Genomic DNA, 19,325 nt, shown 5'->3' on the forward strand with positions numbered 1-19,325 from the left:
GGAGCACAGGGTTTACCGGACGGGCTCCCTTCAGCGCTTCGGGAGCGGGAGGAACAATATCAGGAGGAGGCCGCAGGCCGGGGGACATTCGCGGAGCAGCGTGCCCCGCCGCCCTGATCTCGTCCCGGAACCAAAGCGCTCAACGCTCACACCTCAGAACGGCTCTGATCCCACATCAGAACCTCGCCGCCCTGAGCCTGCCCCGGAACCTCAGCGCTCAGATCAACGTCCGACGCTGTGAATGCGAGCCCGTATCAAGCCGGCACCAGACGCCACCAGCCGGTGCGCAGTGCCTCGCCCTCTTCTTCGACCCAGCCGATCAACAGCCCGTCGGAGCCCGCGCCCTGCAGTGCCAGGCGTTGCAGCGCCTGCGGGTCGCGGCTGACCACGAAGCTCGCGTCACCCTGCCAGGCCAGCGCCTGGCCGAGCGCGGCGAGCATCAGGGCCGGTTGGCTTTGCATGAAGCTGAAAGGCATCGGCAGGCCGCTGCGCAACTGGCCGACGCCCGCGCGCGTGGCGCTCAGCGCACCGCTCAGGCTGGCTACGCGCACGCGGGCACCGGCCGGCAATGCGTGCTCGCCGGCCGCATCAAGGCAGCGGCAGGCACCGTAGAGCGCGAGTTCGGCCCAGAGGCCGAGGCGGCGGGGTCGCTGGCCGAGGCGCGTGGCGAGATCGTCGCGCCAGGCCGAAGGCGGCGGATCGGCTTCGGCATGCGCGGCCACGCGCCAACCCGGGATCGCTTCGAGCGCGAAGTTCATGCGCCGCAATCTTCCAGCACCAGCGCCGCATGCCCGCCCCCGAAACCGATCGCATTGAGAAGAACGTAGCGCAGCCGATCCGGCGCCTGCGAGGCCAGCGCGAGTTCCAGCGCAGGGTCGATTTCGTGCGTTGCGCCAGGCCACGCGCCGCGTTCGATGCAGGCGGTGAGGAGCACCAGCTCGGCCGCACCAGAGGCGCCGAGCGTGTGGCCGATCAGTTGCTTCAGCGCCACCAGCGGCGGCAGCACGCCGAACACCTGCTTCAAGGCAGCGGCTTCGATCGCGTCATTGGCCGGACTGCCGGCGGCCTGCGGTTTGACGAGATCGATGTCCTCCGGGCGCAAGCCGCCCTGGCGCAGGGCTGCGCGGCACATCGCGATCACCGCGCCCGCTTCGGCGCCGGTGGGGTTGCTGCCGTCCACCACGTTGGCACCGCCTGCAATGCGCCAGCGTGCGGGCGCGGCGCCGAGCCAGAGCGCGGCCACGGCTTCGCCCAGCACCAGGCCGTCGCGCTGCGCACCGAACGGGCGGGCGCGCTCGGGCGACAGCAGTTGCATGCCGCCGAAGCCCGCTACCGTAAAGGCGTTGCTGAACTCGATGCCCAGCACCAGGGCCTGAGTCACTTCGCCGCCGCGGATGAGATCGGCTGCGGCCAGCACCGCGTTGACGGCCGAGGTGCAGGCGGTCGACACCGTGAACACCGGGCCCTGCCAGCCGATCGCTGCGGCGACGACGTCGGCGAAGGTCTGCACGTCGCCGGCGAACAGGTGGTCGCTCTCTTCATAACCCACGTCGAGCGAGGACGAGGCCACGAACAGCGGTATGCCGGGCGCTGCAAGCGCGCCGCTCTGCGCGACCACGCTGCGCACGGTGCGGCCCAGGCGCTCGCGCCAACTGCCCCCCTCGTCCGGCAGCGTGTGCACGGGCCAGCTGAAGCCCTCGGCTACGGTGACCGGCGTGGCCGCCACGCCGCCGCTGCGCAGAGCGGCCAGCGAACTGGCCAGGTCAGCACCCAGCGCGCAGGCCACCCCGCGGCCGGTCAGGTAGACCTTCTTCATGGGCCGCGTGCTTGCAGGTGTTGCGCCAGGTGCGCGATGGACGTGAGTGCACGGCGCGTGTCCTTGCTGTCGGGCATGCGCACGCCGTAGCGTTGCTGGATCGCCATCGACACCTGCAATGCGTCAAGCGAATCGAGGTCGAGCCGGGCCTCGGGGCCGAACAGCGGTTCGTCGTCGGTCAAGCCGCCTTCCGGCGCCTCTTTTTCCACGGCTTCGAGCACCATGGCCTTCAGCTCGGCAATCAGGTCGGACAAATCGTTCATGCCGTCGGCTTCCGGAACAGCCATGCGGCCAGAAACAGCATGGTGGCCGCAAATGCGACGAGGCGGCCCACGTCGGGCAAGGTGGCGGCCACACCGCCGCCGCGCAGCAGCACGGTCAGAAGCGCTTCGAGGCCCCAGTTCATCGGCGACAGCTCGGCGACGCGCTGCATGAACGGCGGCATCACGAACTTGGGCACCATGATGCCGCCGGCCGCCGCCATCAGCACATTGACGATGGGCCCGACCGTGGCGGCCTGCGCGTGGCTGCGCACGGCGCAAGCCAGCGCCAGCGACAAGCTCACGGCGGCCAGGCTGATGGCACCCAGCGCCAGCGCCAAAGCACCCCAGCGGATGCCGACCAGCGACAGCGCATCGCCTCCCAGCAACGGCATGAGCCACACGCCGACCGCCAGCATCAACAACGCCTGCAGCGCATTGACACCGAGGTAGGGCAGCGCCTTGGACGCCAGCAGCATCGCGCGCGACACGCCCAGGCTGCGCAGCCGCCCCAGCGTGCCGGATGCCCGCTCCTGAATGAACAGGCTGGACAGCGACGCCACCACGAAGAACATGCCGAACACCAGCCACGCAGGCACGTTCTGCTGAACCGCGGTCGGCCGCGTGCCGCCGCCAGTGAAGCGCTCGGCCTGCACCAGCGCCGCGATCGACGCGCCGGGCGGTGGCGGCGGCCCTCCCGCCACCTGAGACTCCAACCGGCCCTTGACCTCGCCCGCGGCACCGATCAGCTCGGCGCGCAGCGCATTGAACAGGTTGCCGTCGATGCCCGGCTCGGCCAGCAACTGCACCCGCGGCGCGGTCGGCAGCGCGGGCGCATGGAGCGCGTCCGACAAGCCGGCCTGCAGCACGATCACGTACTTGAGCTGCCCGTTGCGCAACGCTGCCTGCCAGTCGGCCGGCAAGGCTTGCGGCACGCCGTGCGCGCGCCGCCAGCCGGCCAGCATCAGTTGCGCGGGCTCATCGGTGTCGCGCTGATCGACCGCATAGGGCAGCGCGGCCAGCGGCGGGTTGTAGTAGTCCTTGAGCGCGAGCGACATCAGCACGATGAAGATCACCGGCATCAGGAACAGCGCGGCCAGCCCATGCACGTCGCGCGTGAGTGCGAGCAGTTCTTTCTTGACGAGTGCTGGCAACATCGTCATTCCGCGTCGCGCAACGGGCGCCGGGTGAGCGCCATGAACAGCTGCTCGAGGTTGTAGCGGCCGAACTCGGCCTGCCGCACGGTCACGCCCGCAGCGTCGAGCGCCGCCAGCACCTCGGCCGGGCGGCGGTGGGTGCCGAGGCGCACGCGCCAGTGGTCGACGCCCTGCTCGACCGTGCCGAAGCGCTGCAGCAGCGCCGCATCGATGCCATCGGCACGCAGCGTGAGCACCATGGCGCCTTCGGACAGCAGCTGGTCGAGCGTGCCATCGCGCAGCAGGCGGCCCTGGTCGAGGATCGCAACGCGATCGGCGATCGCCTCGATCTCTTCCATGTAGTGCGTGGCGTAGATGACTGCGGCCCCGCCGGCCGCCAGCGTCTTGATGGCATCGAGCACGAACGCGCGCGATTGGGGGTCGACGCCGACCGTCGGCTCGTCGAACAGCAGCAGCTCGGGCTCCGGCAGCAAGGCGATCGCCAGGTTGAGCCGGCGCTTCAGGCCGCCCGACAGACGCTCTGCCCTCTTGCCGGCAAAGGCCTCGAGCTGCGCGAACTGCAGGCAGGCGACCATGCGTGCCTTCTTGCGGGCGCCGCCGAGTCCGCCGGCCGCCGCAAAGCAGGCCAGGTTTTCGGCCACAGTGAGCATCGGATAGAACGCGTACTCCTGCGGCGCCACGGCGATGCGCGTGGGGGTGCGCGCGCGCACCGCCTGCAGCGGTTCGCCATCGATCAGCACCCGGCCGCCCTGCACCGCCAGCGCGCCCGACAGGTGCGAGATCAGCGTGGTCTTGCCGGCACCGTTGGGGCCGAGCAGTCCCAGCACGCTGCCGCGCTGCGCCGTCAGCGACACATCGTCCAGCGCGGCGTTGGCAGCGCCGGGGTAGCGGTGGCTGACGTGTTCGAGCGCGAGCATCTGCGCCTTATGCGACGGCGCGTTTCAGGTCGCGAAAAAAGGCTTCTTCCTGGTCGGCCTGGGCACGCAGCAGTTTCGCCAATGCAGGCGGATCCACCGCTTCGCGGCCCTTCACCATGCGCGCCGCCTTCAGCGCGAAGCCGCGCCAGTTGTCGCCGATGGCAGTGAGCCGGTCGGAGAACGCTACCAGCTGCGGCATGGCTGCGAGTTGCGCGGCTTCCTGCAGGAACGCGGCGTAGATGAACCGGAAACCCGCGCCGCCCGTACCGATTTCTTCCTGCATGCGCACCATGTGGCCGACGAAGTCGACGGTGTGCGCATCGCCCGCGGGCAGCCGCTCGAGCTTGTTGGCCAGCATGCGCATGCCGCGCACGCCGACGATGGGAATCGGCGCCAGCATCGTGCGGATGTTCTTGCGGATGGCCTGGACGATGGCGGCCGGCTCGACGACCTTGTGCCCGATCGCCTGCGGGTAGTACATCAGCCCCTTCGGCGCCAGCACGCCCTTGGCAAAGCGCGCGCGCGACAGGTCGGCGCTGGCACAGCGCATCGGCGTCTCGAACACCGGATCGCTGATGAGGTAGTCGTCACCCTCCTTGCCGTAGACCAGCAGGTTGTGCGCATTGAAGTGAAAGCGCATGTTGGGCGGGAAGTACGGCAGCCAGTACACCGAGGTCTGCAGGCCCACGAGCTGGCCCTCGGCGAGCAGCGCGTCGAGCCGCCGTTGACCCGCCTCCGGCGTGCGGAACGTCTCGAAGCGAAAGCGCGCCGCCAGCGGCGCCAGCAAGCCCTTGATGATGGACTTGGGCGGCATGCGGTACGAAATCAGCGGCAGGCCCGAAAGCTTGATGAATGGCAGGTAGGCGAACGACAGCGCCGACGAGAGGCCGAACGCCAGGCTCTCGGTCATCGGCACGCCATGGTGGCGCAGCAGGTTGGAGATGACGCCGCTCTCGCAGTGCGCCGCATGCTGGTGTTCGAAGGTCATGGCAGGTGTTGGAGGGCTGGCACTGACAGGCCCAGCGCGTCGGCATAGCGTGCCAGTTGCCTGGGCGACAGCGCGGCGAAGTTGCGAGGTTGCAGATGACGTCGCACGCGCCACTGCCAGAAGCCGCTGGTCTGCGACAGGAGCGCCACGTCCATGCGGCGCTGGTACATCCAGTATTCGAGCGGCGATGCCGTGCCGGCGGCCACGCGGTCGCGCGCGGCCTGCGCCTGTTCGACCAGCGCATCGACCGCATGGGTCGTGCAGATTTCTTCGGCCTCCCAGCCGCGCGAGCCGACCGTGACGCTGCGACCTTGCGCATCGCGCGCGTACATCAGCTTGCGATGCCCGTCGAGCGTGGCGTTGCCTTCCTGTGGAACGGCTTCGATGTCCATGGCTATACCGCCTCCAAGTGGATGAAGCCGCTCGAGAAGCGGCCGCTTTCGGGTATGAACATCAGCAGCTTGTGGCCCTTCTGGATGCGCCCCGAACGAAACAGCTCGTCGAGCAGGATGAAGGGCGAGGCCGAACCGGTGTTGCCTTTTTGCGCGAGATTGCTGAACCAGCGCTCGCGCGGAATTGGCAACCCGACCGCCTTCAGGCATTGCTGCACTGGCGCCACGAAATAGTGCGAAGACAGGTGTGGGAGGAACCAGTCGATCTCGCTCGCCTCCAGGCCGCGCCGCGCGATCAGTTCCTGCAGCGGCTCGCCGAGCGTGGCGCGCACGATGTTCTCGTTGAGCAGCCGCACGTCCTGCTTGATCGCGAAGGTCGACTTCGCCTGCCACTGGTCGGGTGGGGTCTGCATCCAGCCTTGCAGCGCGCCGCCGGCATCGCGGTCGCCACCCGCGTACATGCAGACCGGCAGTTCGTGCGCGGCCGATGAAAGATCGATCCAGTCGATGCGCAGCGACAGCGGCCCGCGCGGCGCGCGCTCCAGCAGCACGGCACCGGCGCCATCGGACAGCATCCAGCGCAAGAAATCTTTCTCGAAAGCGATTTCAGGCCGCTCTTCGAGCGCTTTGAGCTTGTGCTCGAGCTCGGCCTCGAAGTGGGAAGCCATGAGAAACGGCGACACCAGTTCCGACCCGGTGGCCACGGCGCGCCGTGCATCGCCGGCACGCACCGACAACCACGCGTGCTTGAGGGCAGCCGTGCCGGCCAGGCAGACACCGGCGCACGACACCACCTCGAGCCGCGGCCAGCCGAGTTCGCCATGCACCATCACCGCGTGATTGGGCAGCAACTGGTCCGGCAGCGAGGTGCCGGTGGCCAGGCAATCGACGGCACCGATGTCGCCCAGCGCGCGGACGGCCTGCGCCGTCAGTTGCGCGTTGCTCATCGCCGCCTTGCCGGTGGCGCGGTCGACCGCGTAGTGGCGCGACAGGATGCCGTTGCTGCGCAGGATGAGCCGGCGCGCGCGCGACGCCTTGCCGCCGATGCGGCCGAGAACGTCTTCGATTTCTTCATTGCTGACCGGGGAAAAAGGCAGGAAGGCGGCGGTACGGGTCAGGAAGACATCAATCGTCATAGAGGTGGCTGCGGTCGGTGGCCGAGCCGGATGGATGCTCGAATCGGGCTTTCATTTTAGTCAGCCATCCCCTGAACAAAGGCCGAAACAGGGCCTGCAGGCTCAAACTCACGGGAACGACCGTGACAATGAGCGCAAACAGGAAGAGCACATACAGTGCCAACAACGGCTTGCGCTGCCAGCTGCCCGGCTTGCCGGCCGCCATGATCAGCTTGCCCCAGAGAAAGAAGCTGCGGGTGCCTGCCTTCTCGCTGATGTAGAGCCGTGGCTGCGCCACCACCGCACCGAGGCCGGCCAGCAACGGGTGCGACCCGCGCTCGGCGTCGCTGCGCAACCCGTCGCGCAGCGCCAGCCCGAAGCGGCGCGCGCCAGTGATCTGCGCCGCACTCAGGCCCGCATCCGGCATGCCCCAGAAGCCACGCTTGCGCCCGAATAGCAGCCAGGCCGGTGTGGTGATGAAGGTGGCGAAGGTGTTGCCGGGATCGATCAGCACCACGTTGTCGATCAGCCGCGCGCCGGTGGCTGCGAGCAAGCCTTTCAGCTTTTCGTGCGCCAGCAGCCACATGTTGCGGCAGGCGATCACGGTGACCACCGGCTTCCCTTTCAACAGCCGTGCCGCCACCGGATGCTGCAGGAACGCGGTGATCGGCAGCGAGGGCGCCAGAAACCAGACCTGGTACGGCAGGATCACGAGATCGAAGTTTTCGTCGCCCTTGAGCGAAAGCGGCGCGAGCGGCGGGGGCCGCATGTGGGCCGATTCGGGAAAAGCGTCAAAAAAGGTCAGGATCGGCCAGGGAAACGGATGCGGCTGCAGCGGGCGCAGCGTTTCCACATGGACGTGGATGCCCGGATCGGCACGCAGCGGGGCCAGGATCTGTTCGGCGACCGCGTCGAGCTGCCCGGTCTGTGAGTAGCGGATCGCCAGTACGCGCTTGGGCGGCGGCACGGATGTGCTCGATGAAAGGGAAGTCACGGCAGCGCAGAAAGAAGGAAGAGGAAAGTCTGCAAATGTAGGTGAGCGCAAAAAAAAGGCTGCCGCACTCGCATGCGGCAGCCTCCGTGGGCAGGCAAAAGGCTGGCAGGCCTCAGCGCACCTTGCCTTCCTTCCAGGCGGTCAGCAGCTTGTCGTAGTCGATGGTTTCACCCTTCGGCTTTTCGTTGGCCAACTTCTTCCACGGCGCCTGCTGGTCGCTCAGCCACTTGTTGGGATCGCTCTTGGCGTTGAGCTTGGGCGGGCACTTGGCCATGCCGGCGCGTTCCAGACGGCCCATGACGTTGTCCATCTCGTCGGCCAGGTTGTCCATGGCTTTCTGCGGCGTCTTCTCCCCGGTCACGGCTTCGGCCACGTTCTTCCACCAGAGCTGCGCGAGCTTGGGGTAGTCGGGCACGTTGGTGCCAGTCGGCGTCCACGCCACGCGCGCGGGGCTGCGGTAGAACTCGACAAGGCCACCAAGCTTGGGCGCCATGTCGGTCATGGCTTGCGACTGGATGTCGGATTCGCGGATCGGTGTCAGGCCCACGATGGTCTTCTTCAGCGAGATGCTCTTCGAAGTCACGAACTGCGCGTAGAGCCAGGCAGCTGCCGTCTTGTTGGCATCGTGGCCACTGAAGAAGGTCCACGAACCAACGTCCTGGTAGCCGTTCTGCATGCCCTGCTTCCAGTACGGGCCGTTCGGGCCGGGCGCCATGCGCCACTTGGGCGTGCCGTCCTCGTTCACGACTGGCAGGCCCTTCTTGGTCATGTCTGCGGTGAAGGCCGTGTACCAGAAGATCTGCTGCGCAATCTGGCCCTGCGCGGGCACCGGGCCGGCCTCGCCGAAAGTCATGCCCGTGGCCTCTTTGGGCGCGTACTTCTTCATCCAGTCGATGTACTTGGTGAGCGCGTAGACGGCGGCCGGCGAGTTGGTCGCTCCGCCGCGCGAAACCGATGCGCCGACCGGCGTGCACTTGTCGTCTCCAACGCGGATGCCCCATTCGTCGATCGGCATGCCGTTCGGAATGCCCACGTCGGCGGTACCGGCCATTGACAGCCAGGCATCGGTGAAGCGCCAGCCCAACGACGGGTCCTTCTTGCCGTAGTCCATGTGGCCGTAGATCGGCTTGCCGTCGATGGTCTTCACGTCGACGCTGAAGAACTGGGCGATGTCTTCATAGGCGCTCCAGTTCAGCGGCACGCCCAGGTCGTAGCCGTACTTGGCCTTGAACTTCTCCCTCAGATCGGGGCGCGCGAACAGGTCGGCGCGGAACCAGTAGAGGTTGGCGAATTGCTGATCGGGCAACTGGTAGAGCTTCTTGTCGGGCGCCGTTGTGAAGCTCGTGCCGATGAAGTCCTTGACGTCCAGGCCGGGATTGGTCCACTCCTTCCCCGCCCCTTCCATGTAATCGGTCAGGTTCATGATCTTGCCGTAGCGGTAGTGCGTACCGATCAGGTCGGAGTCGGAGATCCAGCCGTCGTAGATCGACTTGCCCGACTGCATCGAGGTCTGCAGCTTCTCGACCACGTCGCCTTCCTGAATCAGGTCGTGCTTGACCTTGATGCCGGTGATCTCCTCGAAGGCCTTGGCCAGCGTCTTCGACTCGTACTCATGCGTGGTGATGGTCTCTGAGACGACCGAGATCTCGCTCACGCCCGCAGTCTTGAGCTTGGCGGCTGCATCGGCGAACCACTTCAGTTCGGCACCCTGCTGATCCTTCGACAGCGTGGAGGGCTGGAACTCGTTGTCGATCCATTTCTTGGCCGCTTCGGACGTGACAGATCCGGCAGCCACCGGTGCAGTTGCGGCCGGCGGCGGCGCGGCAGGTGCCGGCGCCGGCGCCGGCGCCGTGGCCGCGGGTGGCGTGGCAGGTGCGGCAGGTGCCGCGGATTCTTCCTTCTTGCCACAAGCCACCAGCGTCAATGCGACAGCGGCTGCGAGTGCGGTGTAGCGCATATTCATGAACTCGTCTCCTCGGTTGTTGCGTCCCCGGTTTGTCAGATCTCGGCTCCGGGGATGCGGAGAGCCGGACAGCTTGGAACCTTCGTTCAGCCCTTGCGCATAGTCAAGGCCAAAACGACCATCGACAGCACGAAACTCACCCAGATCGACGGCTCTGCCGCCAGGCCCATCCACTCCTGGAACTTGCCCGCGAGGCCGATGAAGACCAGATTTACGTAAGCGGCCGCGAGCAGCCCGATGAAGAGGCGGTCGCCACGCGTGGTTTCTATCGGCAGCCAGCCCTTTCGCATCACGGTGGGCGACTTGAACTCCCACACCGTCATGCCGACCAGCATCAGGCCGATGCACGTGAAGAACACGGCCACCGGCGTCGTCCAGACCATCCATTCGAACATGTTCAACTTGCTCCTATTTGGATTGCTCGGGGAATACCGCGGAACCGGCTTTGCCGGGCCGCTGGTGTTGCCCCCTGCAAGGGGGTTGGCGAAGCGACACGAAGTGCGCGAAGACTGGGGGTGTTCATCAGACTCTGCCCATCGCGAAACCCTTCGCGATGTAGTGCCGCACAAACCAGATCACGATCGCGCCCGGCACGATGGTCAGCACCCCGGCCGCCGCCAGCGTCGCCCAGTCCATGCCCGAGGCACTCACGGTGCGCGTCATCGTGGCAACGATCGGCTTGGCGTTGACGCTGGTGAGCGTGCGTGCCAGCAGCAGCTCGACCCAGCTGAACATGAAGCAGAAGAACGCCGCCACGCCGACGCCGGCCTTGATCAGCGGCAGGAAGATCGTGAGGAAGAAACGCGGGAACGAATAGCCGTCGATGTATGCCGTCTCGTCGATCTCGCGCGGGATGCCGCTCATGAAGCCTTCCAGGATCCACACCGCCAGTGGCACGTTGAACAGCAGGTGCGCCAACGCCACGCCGAGGTGCGTGTCCATCAGGCCCACGGTCGTGTAGAGCTGGAAGAACGGCAGCAAAAACACCGCGGGCGGCGTCATGCGGTTGGTCAGCAACCAGAAGAACACATGCTTGTCGCCAAGGAACGAGTAGCGCGAAAACGCATATGCCGCGGGCAGCGCCACGGTGAGCGAGATCACCGTGTTGATGCCGACATAGATCAGGCTGTTGATGTAGCCCGAATACCAGCTCTCGTCGGTGAAGATGCGTGCGTAGTTCGCCCAGGTGAAGTGCTGCGGAAAGAACGAGAAGCTCGACAGGATCTCCTCGTTGGTCTTGAAGCTCATGTTGATCATCCAGTAGATGGGCAACAGAGCAAACAGGATGTAGAGCAGCAGGAAGATGCTGCGCTTCTGGAAGCGTTTGTCGTTCATTGCTCCACCTCCACTTCTTGGGTGCCCACGCGCTGCATCCAGTTGTAGAGGATGAAGCACAGCAGCAGGATGATCAGGAAATAAATCAGCGAGAAGGCGGCAGCCGGGCCCAGGTCGAACTGCCCGACTGCCTTCTGCGTGAGGTACTGGCTCAGGAAGGTGGTGGCGTTGCCGGGGCCGCCGCCGGTCAGCACGAAAGGCTCGGTGTAGATCATGAAGCTGTCCATGAAGCGCAGCAGCACCGCGATCATCAGCACGCCACGCATCTTGGGCAGCTGGATGAAGCGGAACACCGCGAGCTTGCTCGCGCCATCGATACGCGCGGCCTGGTAGTAGGCGTCGGGAATCGAGCGCAGGCCGGCGTAGCACAGCAGCGCCACCAGTGGTGTCCAGTGCCACACATCCATCACAAGCACCGTCAGCCAGGCGTCGGTGGCATTGCCGGTGTAGCTGTACTCGATGCCCATTTTCTGCAGCGTGTAGCCCAGCAGGCCGATGTCGGCGCGGCCGTAGATCTGCCAGATCGTGCCGACCACGTTCCACGGTATGAGCAGCGAGAGCGCGACGATCACGAGCACCGCCGATGCCTTCCAGCCTGCGGCCGGCATCGACAGCGCGAGCATGATGCCGAGCGGAATCTCCACCGCCAGCACCGCAAACGAGAAGCCTAGCTGGCGATACAGCGCCGAATGCAGCTCTCCGTCGCGCATCACCGCCGCGAACCATTCGGTGCCGACGAACACGCGCCGTTCGGGCGAGATGATGTCCTGCACCGAATAGTTGACCACCGTCATCAGCGGCACGATGGCCGAGAAAGCGACGCAGATCAGCACCGGCAGAACGAGAAACCAGGCTTTCTGGTTGATGGGTTTGGTTGTCGTGCTCATGCGACCAGCTCCTCGTTTTGGTAGTAGCAGGTGTGCGTGTCCAGCACCTGCAGCCACACCGTCTCGCCGACAGCGGGCACCACCACGTCGGAATGCAGTCGAACCTTGAGCACGCCGTCACCGGCCTTGGCGCTCAGCATCTGGTGCGTGCCGACGTCCTGCAGCAGCGTCACCGTGGCCGGCACCGCGCCCGCCGAATGGGGCGCAGCGAGCCTGACGTATTCGGGCCGGATGCCGAGCTTGAGCGCGCCTTCGGGCAGGCTGCGCGCCAGCCGCAGTTGGGTGCCCGCCACTTCCAGGCTGCCGGCATGGCTTTGCGCCGCCATGAAGTTCATGCCCGGCGAGCCGATGAAATGGCCGACGAAGGTGTGGGCCGGCCGCTCGAACAGCGCTTCGGCACTGCCGACCTGCACCGCCTTGCCGCGCGTCATGACCACGACCTCTTCGGCAAAGGTGAGCGCCTCGACCTGGTCGTGCGTGACGTAGATCAGCGTGAGCTTGAGTTCGCGGTGGATCTGCTTGAGCTTGCGCCGCAGTTGCCACTTGAGGTGCGGGTCGATCACCGTGAGCGGCTCGTCGAACAGTACCGCCGACACGTCGCTGCGCACCAACCCACGGCCCAGGGAAATCTTCTGCTTGGCATCGGCCGCGAGGCCGGCTGCACGCTGGTTGAGCTGGCCGCTCATGTCGAGCATCTCGGCGATCTCGCCGACACGCTTCTTGATCTGGTCGGCCGGCACCTTGCGGTTGCGCAGCGGAAACGCCAGGTTCTCGGCCACCGTCATGGTGTCGTAGATCACTGGAAACTGGAACACCTGGGCGATGTTGCGCTCCTGCGGCGTGGCGTGCGTCATGTCGCGGCCGTCGAAGGTCACCGTGCCCTGCGACGGCACCAGCAAGCCCGAAATGATGTTGAGCATGGTGGTCTTGCCGCAGCCCGAGGGCCCGAGCAGCGCGTAGGCGCCGCCGTCGCGGAAGCTCATCTTCAGCGGCAGCAACGCGTAGTCGCTTTCCTGCGTGGGGTTGGCACGGTAGGCGTGCGCGAGATCGAGGTCAATGCGTGACATGGCGTTCCTCAGGGCGTCTTGCGCCAGGCGGGCGCGACGGCCAGCTGGTCGCTCGCGTCGAACACATAGGCCTGTGTGGCGCTGAAGTAAAGGGTGATCGCCTCGCCGAGCTCCAGCCGGTGCACGCCGGTGAGTTGCGCCACCAGTTCGCCGACCACCGTGTGCACGTGCACGAACGTGTCGGAGCCGGAGATCTCGGCCAGTTCCACCTTGCCGGACAGCGCGACGTCGCCCTGCCCCGCGTCGACGTTCAGCGCGCTCGCACGCAGGCCGACCGTGAGCTTGCCGTCGTTGCCGGCCGGCAGCGCCAGCGGCAGCATCGGCCCGCCTTCGAGCTGCACGCCGCCGGCCACGGCGCGGCCTGCCAGCAGGTTCATCGGCGGATCGCTGAAGGCTCGCGCCACGCGCAACGATTGCGGCGCATGGAAGACCTCGGCGGTCGGGCCGTACTGCAGCAGTTCGCCGGCATCCATTACGGCGGTGTAGCCGCCGAGCAGCAACGCCTCGCCAGGCTCGGTAGTGGCGTAGATCACGGTCGAGTCGCCACTGGCAAACAGTTGCGTCAGTTCTTCGCGCAAGCCTTCGCGCAGCTTGTAGTCGAGGTTGACCAGGGGTTCGTCCAGCAGCATCAGCGGTGCGTTCTTGGCCAGCGCCCGCGCAAGCGCCACGCGCTGCTGCTGGCCGCCCGACAGTTCCTGCGGATAGCGGTCGAGAAACATGCCGATGTGCAGCTTGTCGGCGAGCGCCTTGACGCGCGCATCAATATTCGGCTCGCCGCGCAGCTTGAGCGGCGAGGCAATGTTGTCAGCCACCTTGAGCGAGGGATAGTTGATGAACTGCTGGTAAACCATGGCCACGTTGCGCTCGCGCACCGCCATGCCGGTGACATCCTTGCCGTTGACCACGACCCGGCCCGTGCTCGGCGTGTCGAGCCCGGCCATCAGGCGCATCAGGCTGGTTTTGCCGGCCTGCGTGGCGCCGAGCAGCACCGTGACCGCACCGGTCTTCGGCGCGATGCTCTGCTCGTAGAGCCAGGTCTGCGCGCCGACCTTCTTGGTGACGCGCTCCAGTGTCAGTTGCATGCACTCCCCTCCGCCTGAAACCAGGCCTCGACCTGCGCGCGTTCCGCCGCGCTGCAGTGCAACCCGAGCTTGGACCGGCGCCACAGCACATCGTGCGCCGTCATCGCCCATTCACCGGATTGCAAATAGCGCAGTTCGCGCTCGAAAAGACCCGGCGCCACCTCGGCGCCGAGATCGGCCATTGATGCCGCGTCGCCGAGCACGAGTTCGACCCGTGCACCATAGCCGCGCGCCAGCCGGCGCACCAGCGCGGCAGGCAGCCAGACGTACCGTTTCTGTACGGCGACGACGAAGCGCTCGAAATCCTCATCGGGCCGCCTGGCTGCGCCGATCCACGCCGACAGGTCGCCGCCGGCCAGGAAAGCGCCGTCGGTCCAGGCTGCACGGGTCTCGCCCAGCATGCGACCCACCTCGTCGGCCGCGTCTTCCGCCAGCTTGCGGAAGGTGGTGATCTTGCCCCCCCATACCGACATCAGCGGTGCGGCTTCGGTATTGGGTTCGAGCAGGTAGTCGCGCGTGACGGCTGAAGGGTCGCCCGAGGCGTCGTCGAGCAGCGGCCGCACGCCGGAATATGTCCACACCACGTCGGCCGGCATGATCGGTTTCTCGAAATAGCGGCTGGCCTGGGTGCAGAGGTAGGCGATCTCGTCGTCGCCGATGCGCGCCGCGCCGGGCTCGTCGCCCGCGATCTCGATGTCGGTGGTGCCGATCAGCGTGAACGCGTCCTGGTACGGAATCGCGAAGATGATCCGCTTATCGGGGTTCTGGAAAATGTAGGCGTGGTCGTGCTCGAACAGGCGCGGCACCACGATGTGGCTGCCCTTGACCAGTCGCAGGCTCTTCTTGGCCAGCATCTCGCCATGCGCCGAGCGCGCCACGCTGCGCAGGAACGATTCGGCCCAGGGGCCCGCCGCGTTGACCACAGCGCGTGCGCGCACGGTGCGCATGCCCTGCGGCCCTTCGAGCGTGGCGACCCATCCCTCGCTGCCGCGCTGCGCGGCAACGCACCGGGTGCGCGTGAAAACCTGCGCGCCGCGCTCGCGCGCATCGAGCGCGTTCAGCACCACCAGGCGCGCATCGTCCACCCAGCCGTCGGAATACACGAAGCCGCGCCGGTAGCTTTTCTTGAGCGGCGCGCCGGCCGCATGCCGGTGCAGGTCGACCGTGCGCGAACCCGGCAGTACTTCGCGCCTGGCAAGGTGGTCGTACATGAACAGGCCGATGCGGATCATCCAGGCCGGGCGCATCGAGGGGTCGTGCGGCATCACGAACCGCAGCGGCCACATGATGTGCGGCGCGCTCCGCAGCAGGACCTCGCGCTCCTGCAAGGCCTTGCGCACCAGCGAGAACTCGTAGTACTCGAGGTAGCGCAGGCCGCCATGGATCAGCTTGGTCGAAGACGACGAAGTGTGCGAGGCAAGATCGTCCTTCTCGCACAGCACCACCCGCCAGCCGCGCCCGGCCAGGTCGCGCGCAATGCCGCAGCCATTGATGCCGCCGCCGACGATCAGCACGTCGCAGTCGATCTCGGAAACAGGCTCGGGGGACAGGATGGCGCTCACGGCAGGGGTAATCAAGGGGACTGTGACTTTGTTCACGATGGACAAGCGCGACACTTTCGTGTGTGTTCATTTTGGTTCCTTACTGCGCGATTTTCCTCGGAGTTAACCCTTAGTCATGTTCGTTTACTTTCGCCCTAAAGTGCCTCCTCCGCTCTTTCCATCCGTTTCCGTGAACTCCAATCCCCGCCAGATCAACCTGCTCGATACGGTGCGCGCACGCGGCGCGGTCACGGTCGAGCAGCTGGCGGAGATGCTGGGCGTGACGCTGCAGACTGTGCGCCGTGACGTCCAGCGACTGGCCGACGAGGGCTTGCTGACGCGCTTTCACGGCGGCGTGCGCGTGCCGACTTCCACCACCGAGAACATCGGCTACCAGCAGCGCGAAACGCTGAACGCGGAGGGCAAGGCGCGCATCGCGCGCGCCGTGGCGGCGCAGGTGCCGAACAACTGCTCGCTGATCCTCAACATCGGCACCACGACCGAGGCCATTGCGAAGGCGCTACTGCGCCACACCGGCTTGCGCATCATCACCAACAACCTCAATGTCGCGGCGATCCTCAGCGACAACCCCCACTGCGAAGTGATCGTGGCCGGCGGCTCGGTGCGGCCGCGCGACCGCGCCATCGTGGGCGAAGCAACGATCGACTTCATCCGCCAGTTCAAGGTCGACATCGCGCTCATCGGCGTCTCGAGCATCGAGTCCGATGGCTCGCTGCGCGACTTCGACCTGCGTGAAGTGAAGGTGGCGCAGACCATCATTGCGCAGGCGCGCGAGGTCTGGCTCGCGGCCGACGCGAGCAAGTTCAACCGGCCGGCCATGATCGAGCTCGGCAACCTCTCGCAGATCGACCGGCTCTTCACCGACGCGCCGCCACCGCCGCCCTTCCCCGAGTTGCTCGCCCGCGCACAGGTGCGTTGCGACATCGCTCCCGACAATCCCTTGTGACGAGGTCCCAATGACCTATCTGCTGGCCCTGGACCAGGGCACTTCGAGTTCGCGCAGCATCGTGTTCGACCGCGAGGGCCGCATCGTCGCGATGGCCCAGCGCGAGCTGACGCAGATCTATCCGCAACCGGGCTGGGTCGAGCACGACCCGCGCGAGATCTGGAAGAGCCAGTTGGCCACTGCGCGCGAAGTGCTTCAGAAGGCGAAGCTCGAAGCCCGGGACATCCATGCCATCGGCATCACCAACCAGCGCGAGACCACCGTGCTGTGGAACCGCAAGACCGGCGAGCCAGTGCACAACGCGATCGTCTGGCAGGACCGGCGCGCCGAACCGATGTGTGCGCAACTGCGCGAAGAGGGCATGGCCGACATCATCCGCGACAAGACCGGCCTCGTCATCGACGCCTACTTCTCCGGCACCAAGCTGCGCTGGCTGCTCGACAACGTGCCGGGCGCGCGTGCCGCGGCCGAAGGCGGCGAGCTCGCGTTCGGCACGATCGACAGCTGGCTCATCTGGCAGTTGACCGGCGGCAAGGTGCATGTCACCGACGTGAGCAATGCGTCGCGCACGATGCTGTTCAACGTGCACGACAACGCCTGGGATGCCAACCTGCTGAAGGCGCTCGACATTCCCGCCGCGCTGATGCCCGACGTGAAGCCCTCGAGCGCACATTTCGCCGACGTCGATGCGCAACTGCTCGGCCGCGCCATCCCGATCGGCGGCGTCGCGGGCGACCAGCAAAGCGCCCTGTTCGGCCAGGCCTGCTTCCAGGCTGGCATGGCCAAGAACACCTACGGCACTGGCTGCTTTCTCCTGATGCACACCGGCGACGCGTTCCAGCCTTCGCACAACGGTCTGCTCGTGACCAGCGCCGCACAAACCAGCGCCCAGCCGCAGTACGCAATGGAGGGCAGCGTGTTCGTCGGTGGCGCCGTGGTGCAGTGGTTGCGCGACGGCCTCAAGGCGATCCAGGGCAGCGCCCAGGTGCAGGGGCTGGCCGAGAGCGTGCCCGATGCCGGTGGCGTGATGATGGTGCCCGCCTTCACCGGCCTGGGTGCGCCCTACTGGAATGCCGATGCGCGCGGCACCATCACCGGCCTCACGCGTGGCACCACGGTCGCGCACATCGCACGGGCCGCGCTGGAAAGCATCGCCTACCAGAGTGCCGCATTGCTGCAGGCCATGAGCCGCGACGCCGTAGCGGCCGGCGGCAAGCCCGTGGCCGAACTGCGCGTCGACGGTGGCGCCTGCGTCAACGACCTGCTCATGCAGTTCCAGGCCGACCTGCTGGGCATCCCGGTGGTGCGGCCCGAAGTGATCGAAACCACCGCGCTCGGTGCCGCCTATCTCGCAGGCCTATCGAGCGGCATCTACGAAAGCACGGAACAGTTGTCGAAACAGTGGCGGGTGCAGCGCCGCTTCATTCCGACCATGGGCCGCGCCCAGGCGGAGGAGTCGATGGCGCGATGGGAGCGGGCCGTCCGCCAAGCCACGACTGCTTGATACGGTCTTGCGTTCGCAGCGTCCGACGTTTGATTTGAGCGCTGAGGTTCCGGGGTGGGATCAGGGGCGCCGAGGTTCCGGGCGGGCTCAGGGCGGCGGGGCACGCTGCTCCGCGAATGTCCCCCGGGCTTCGCCCTCCTCCTTTATTTCGCTGCGCAGCGTGCCCCACCGCCCTGACCCTGGACGCGGCGTGACCGTTTCGCGCTGATCAAGCAGAGCGCGCCCAAGGCCGCTGGCGGCGGGTGGCCCCTGCAGCGAAATAAAGGAGGAGGCCGCAGGCCGCGGGACATTCGCGGAAGGGACCACCCGCCGCCAGCGGCCTACCCCGAACCGTCAAGAGAAGTGCGCGAAGACTGGAGGCGAAACCCTAATGCGCCGGCACCAGGAAGTCCTGGCTGATGCGTCCACCGATTTCATTCACCCTGTCGAGGAACTGCGTCAGATAGGCATGCAGCCCGGTCGCGAGGATCTCGTCGACGCGTGCGTACTGCAGGTCGGCCAGCAGCTTGCCGGCGCGGCGTTGCGTTTCGGCGCTCTGGTCGTTGGCAACCTTGGCCAGGTTGCTGACCACTTCGTGCAGGCTCGCATGCAGCGAACGCGGCATGTCGGCGCGCAGGATCAGCAGTTCGGCCACGCGCTCAGGCTTGATCACGTCGCGGTAGACCTTGCGATAGACCTCGAAGGCCGAGACGCTGCGCAGGATCGCGCTCCAGTGATAGAAGTCGTATTCCTGGTCTTCCTCGGTGGCGGCGCCGAAGAACTCGCTGTTGAGCGCATGGAACTTCACGTCGACCAGCCGCGCGGTGTTGTCGGCGCGTTCCAGGAAAGTGCCGAGGCGCGAGAAATAGAACGCCTCGTCCTGCAGCATGGTGCCGAGCGTGACGCCGCGCGACAGGTGCGAGCGGAACTTGACCCACTCGAAGAACTGCGCCGGGTCGCGCTCGAACTCACCGGCGCGCAGCATGCGGTTGACTTCGAGCCAGGTGGTGTTCTGCGTTTCCCAGGCCTCGGTGGTGAGCGCGCCGCGCACCGCGCGTGCGTTCTCACGTGCGGCCCGCAGGCACGACAGGATCGACGAGGGGTTATCCTCGTCCTTCACCATGAACTCCATCACCTCGTTGGGCAGGATCTGGTCGTGCTTCTTGTTGTACGACGGTAGCAGTTCGCTGATCGACAGCAGGCCCTGCCAGCCGTACTTGGCCACTTCGGCCGATTGCGGCAGCAGCGACGTCTGGTAGTTGACGTCGAGCATGCGCGCCGTGTTTTCCGCGCGCTCGGTGTAGCGCGACATCCAGTAGAGGTGGTCGGCGGTGCGTGACAGCATCTCGGTGGCTCCCTGT

Annotated in this window: 19 protein-coding genes; 2 read left to right on the forward strand and 17 right to left on the reverse strand. The window is 66.5% G+C overall.

The annotated features are described in order from the left end of the window. Positions 1-254: 254 nt before the first annotated feature. The 16 genes from ACSFA8_RS20455 to glpD form a co-directional block, all read right to left on the reverse strand. On the reverse strand, positions 255-758 hold the full coding sequence (locus ACSFA8_RS20455; protein ID WP_435481310.1) for a hypothetical protein: 504 nt from the start codon (positions 756-758) through the stop codon (positions 255-257). Further along, positions 755-1,816 carry a beta-ketoacyl synthase N-terminal-like domain-containing protein gene (locus ACSFA8_RS20460; protein WP_435481311.1) on the reverse strand — a complete coding sequence of 354 codons (1,062 nt, stop codon included), beginning with the start codon at positions 1,814-1,816 and terminating at the stop codon, positions 755-757. The genes ACSFA8_RS20455 and ACSFA8_RS20460 overlap by 4 nt, the downstream gene beginning before the upstream one ends. Next, positions 1,813-2,079 (reverse strand): acyl carrier protein, encoded by a 267-nt coding sequence (locus ACSFA8_RS20465; RefSeq protein ID WP_435481312.1) that lies wholly within the window; start codon positions 2,077-2,079, stop codon positions 1,813-1,815. Before ACSFA8_RS20465 ends, ACSFA8_RS20460 begins: the two co-directional genes overlap by 4 nt. Further along, positions 2,076-3,233 (reverse strand): ABC transporter permease, encoded by a 1,158-nt coding sequence (locus ACSFA8_RS20470; protein WP_435481313.1) that lies wholly within the window; start codon positions 3,231-3,233, stop codon positions 2,076-2,078. The genes ACSFA8_RS20465 and ACSFA8_RS20470 overlap by 4 nt, the downstream gene beginning before the upstream one ends. Positions 3,234-3,235: 2 nt before the next feature. Next, complete coding sequence (locus tag ACSFA8_RS20475) at positions 3,236-4,150, reverse strand: ABC transporter ATP-binding protein (RefSeq protein ID WP_435481314.1); 915 nt, start codon at positions 4,148-4,150, stop codon at positions 3,236-3,238. A gap of 7 nt (positions 4,151-4,157) precedes the next feature. Beyond that, entirely contained in the window at positions 4,158-5,138 is a 981-nt protein-coding gene (darH, locus tag ACSFA8_RS20480; RefSeq protein ID WP_435481315.1) for a BtrH-related acyltransferase DarH, read from the reverse strand. Beyond that, on the reverse strand, positions 5,135-5,530 hold the full coding sequence (locus ACSFA8_RS20485) for a DarG family dialkylresorcinol biosynthesis protein (RefSeq protein WP_435481316.1): 396 nt from the start codon (positions 5,528-5,530) through the stop codon (positions 5,135-5,137). Before ACSFA8_RS20485 ends, darH begins: the two co-directional genes overlap by 4 nt. A 2-nt stretch (positions 5,531-5,532) precedes the next feature. Continuing rightward, on the reverse strand, positions 5,533-6,666 hold the full coding sequence (locus ACSFA8_RS20490; protein ID WP_435481317.1) for a beta-ketoacyl-ACP synthase III: 1,134 nt from the start codon (positions 6,664-6,666) through the stop codon (positions 5,533-5,535). After that, a complete protein-coding gene (locus ACSFA8_RS20495) occupies positions 6,656-7,612 on the reverse strand; it encodes a dialkylrecorsinol condensing enzyme (protein WP_435481318.1) in 957 nt (318 codons plus the stop codon). The genes ACSFA8_RS20490 and ACSFA8_RS20495 overlap by 11 nt, the downstream gene beginning before the upstream one ends. 139 nt (positions 7,613-7,751) lie before the next feature. After that, positions 7,752-9,602 carry an ABC transporter substrate-binding protein gene (locus ACSFA8_RS20500; RefSeq protein ID WP_435481319.1) on the reverse strand — a complete coding sequence of 617 codons (1,851 nt, stop codon included), beginning with the start codon at positions 9,600-9,602 and terminating at the stop codon, positions 7,752-7,754. A gap of 86 nt (positions 9,603-9,688) precedes the next feature. Next, entirely contained in the window at positions 9,689-9,997 is a 309-nt protein-coding gene (locus tag ACSFA8_RS20505) for a DUF2160 domain-containing protein (protein WP_435481320.1), read from the reverse strand. Between the two features lie 127 nt (positions 9,998-10,124). Then, a complete protein-coding gene (locus ACSFA8_RS20510; protein WP_435481321.1) occupies positions 10,125-10,937 on the reverse strand; it encodes a carbohydrate ABC transporter permease in 813 nt (270 codons plus the stop codon). Further along, positions 10,934-11,824, reverse strand: coding sequence for a carbohydrate ABC transporter permease (locus ACSFA8_RS20515; protein ID WP_435481322.1), 891 nt, complete (start codon positions 11,822-11,824; stop codon positions 10,934-10,936). The genes ACSFA8_RS20510 and ACSFA8_RS20515 overlap by 4 nt, the downstream gene beginning before the upstream one ends. Beyond that, positions 11,821-12,891 carry an ABC transporter ATP-binding protein gene (locus tag ACSFA8_RS20520; RefSeq protein WP_435481323.1) on the reverse strand — a complete coding sequence of 357 codons (1,071 nt, stop codon included), beginning with the start codon at positions 12,889-12,891 and terminating at the stop codon, positions 11,821-11,823. The genes ACSFA8_RS20515 and ACSFA8_RS20520 overlap by 4 nt, the downstream gene beginning before the upstream one ends. An 8-nt stretch (positions 12,892-12,899) precedes the next feature. Then, positions 12,900-13,973, reverse strand: coding sequence for an ABC transporter ATP-binding protein (locus ACSFA8_RS20525; RefSeq protein ID WP_435481324.1), 1,074 nt, complete (start codon positions 13,971-13,973; stop codon positions 12,900-12,902). After that, positions 13,964-15,535, reverse strand: coding sequence for a glycerol-3-phosphate dehydrogenase (gene glpD / locus ACSFA8_RS20530; protein WP_435481325.1), 1,572 nt, complete (start codon positions 15,533-15,535; stop codon positions 13,964-13,966). The genes ACSFA8_RS20525 and glpD overlap by 10 nt, the downstream gene beginning before the upstream one ends. Positions 15,536-15,704: 169 nt before the next feature. Here glpD and ACSFA8_RS20535 point away from each other — a divergent pair, with 169 nt between their 5' ends. Then, positions 15,705-16,481 (forward strand): DeoR/GlpR family DNA-binding transcription regulator, encoded by a 777-nt coding sequence (locus ACSFA8_RS20535; RefSeq protein ID WP_435481326.1) that lies wholly within the window; start codon positions 15,705-15,707, stop codon positions 16,479-16,481. 10 nt (positions 16,482-16,491) lie between these two features. Beyond that, entirely contained in the window at positions 16,492-17,985 is a 1,494-nt protein-coding gene (gene glpK, locus ACSFA8_RS20540) for a glycerol kinase GlpK (RefSeq protein ID WP_435481327.1), read from the forward strand. Between the two features lie 367 nt (positions 17,986-18,352). Here glpK and ACSFA8_RS20545 read toward each other — a convergent pair whose 3' ends face one another. Continuing rightward, positions 18,353-19,309: an alpha-E domain-containing protein gene (locus tag ACSFA8_RS20545; RefSeq protein ID WP_435481328.1), complete on the reverse strand. Its 957-nt coding sequence runs from the start codon at positions 19,307-19,309 to the stop codon at positions 18,353-18,355. Positions 19,310-19,325: the final 16 nt, after the last annotated feature.

The sequence above is a fragment of the Variovorax nitratireducens genome (assembly GCF_051216545.1).
Lineage (GTDB): Bacteria > Pseudomonadota > Gammaproteobacteria > Burkholderiales > Burkholderiaceae_C > Variovorax.

Bases quoted from the DNA above. Each gene is read 5' to 3' on its own strand.
- ACSFA8_RS20455 (WP_435481310.1), bottom strand. From the start codon at position 758: ATGAACTTCGCGCTCGAAGCGATCCCGGGTTGGCGCGTGGCCGCGCAT.
- ACSFA8_RS20460 (WP_435481311.1), bottom strand. From the start codon at position 1,816: ATGAAGAAGGTCTACCTGACCGGCCGCGGGGTGGCCTGCGCGCTGGGT.
- ACSFA8_RS20465 (WP_435481312.1), bottom strand. From the start codon at position 2,079: ATGAACGATTTGTCCGACCTGATTGCCGAGCTGAAGGCCATGGTGCTC.
- ACSFA8_RS20470 (WP_435481313.1), bottom strand. From the start codon at position 3,233: ATGTTGCCAGCACTCGTCAAGAAAGAACTGCTCGCACTCACGCGCGAC.
- ACSFA8_RS20475 (WP_435481314.1), bottom strand. From the start codon at position 4,150: ATGCTCGCGCTCGAACACGTCAGCCACCGCTACCCCGGCGCTGCCAAC.
- darH (WP_435481315.1), bottom strand. From the start codon at position 5,138: ATGACCTTCGAACACCAGCATGCGGCGCACTGCGAGAGCGGCGTCATC.
- ACSFA8_RS20485 (WP_435481316.1), bottom strand. From the start codon at position 5,530: ATGGACATCGAAGCCGTTCCACAGGAAGGCAACGCCACGCTCGACGGG.
- ACSFA8_RS20490 (WP_435481317.1), bottom strand. From the start codon at position 6,666: ATGACGATTGATGTCTTCCTGACCCGTACCGCCGCCTTCCTGCCTTTT.
- ACSFA8_RS20500 (WP_435481319.1), bottom strand. From the start codon at position 9,602: ATGAATATGCGCTACACCGCACTCGCAGCCGCTGTCGCATTGACGCTG.
- ACSFA8_RS20505 (WP_435481320.1), bottom strand. From the start codon at position 9,997: ATGTTCGAATGGATGGTCTGGACGACGCCGGTGGCCGTGTTCTTCACG.
- ACSFA8_RS20510 (WP_435481321.1), bottom strand. From the start codon at position 10,937: ATGAACGACAAACGCTTCCAGAAGCGCAGCATCTTCCTGCTGCTCTAC.
- ACSFA8_RS20515 (WP_435481322.1), bottom strand. From the start codon at position 11,824: ATGAGCACGACAACCAAACCCATCAACCAGAAAGCCTGGTTTCTCGTT.
- ACSFA8_RS20520 (WP_435481323.1), bottom strand. From the start codon at position 12,891: ATGTCACGCATTGACCTCGATCTCGCGCACGCCTACCGTGCCAACCCC.
- ACSFA8_RS20525 (WP_435481324.1), bottom strand. From the start codon at position 13,973: ATGCAACTGACACTGGAGCGCGTCACCAAGAAGGTCGGCGCGCAGACC.
- glpK (WP_435481327.1), top strand. From the start codon at position 16,492: ATGACCTATCTGCTGGCCCTGGACCAGGGCACTTCGAGTTCGCGCAGC.
- ACSFA8_RS20545 (WP_435481328.1), bottom strand. From the start codon at position 19,309: ATGCTGTCACGCACCGCCGACCACCTCTACTGGATGTCGCGCTACACC.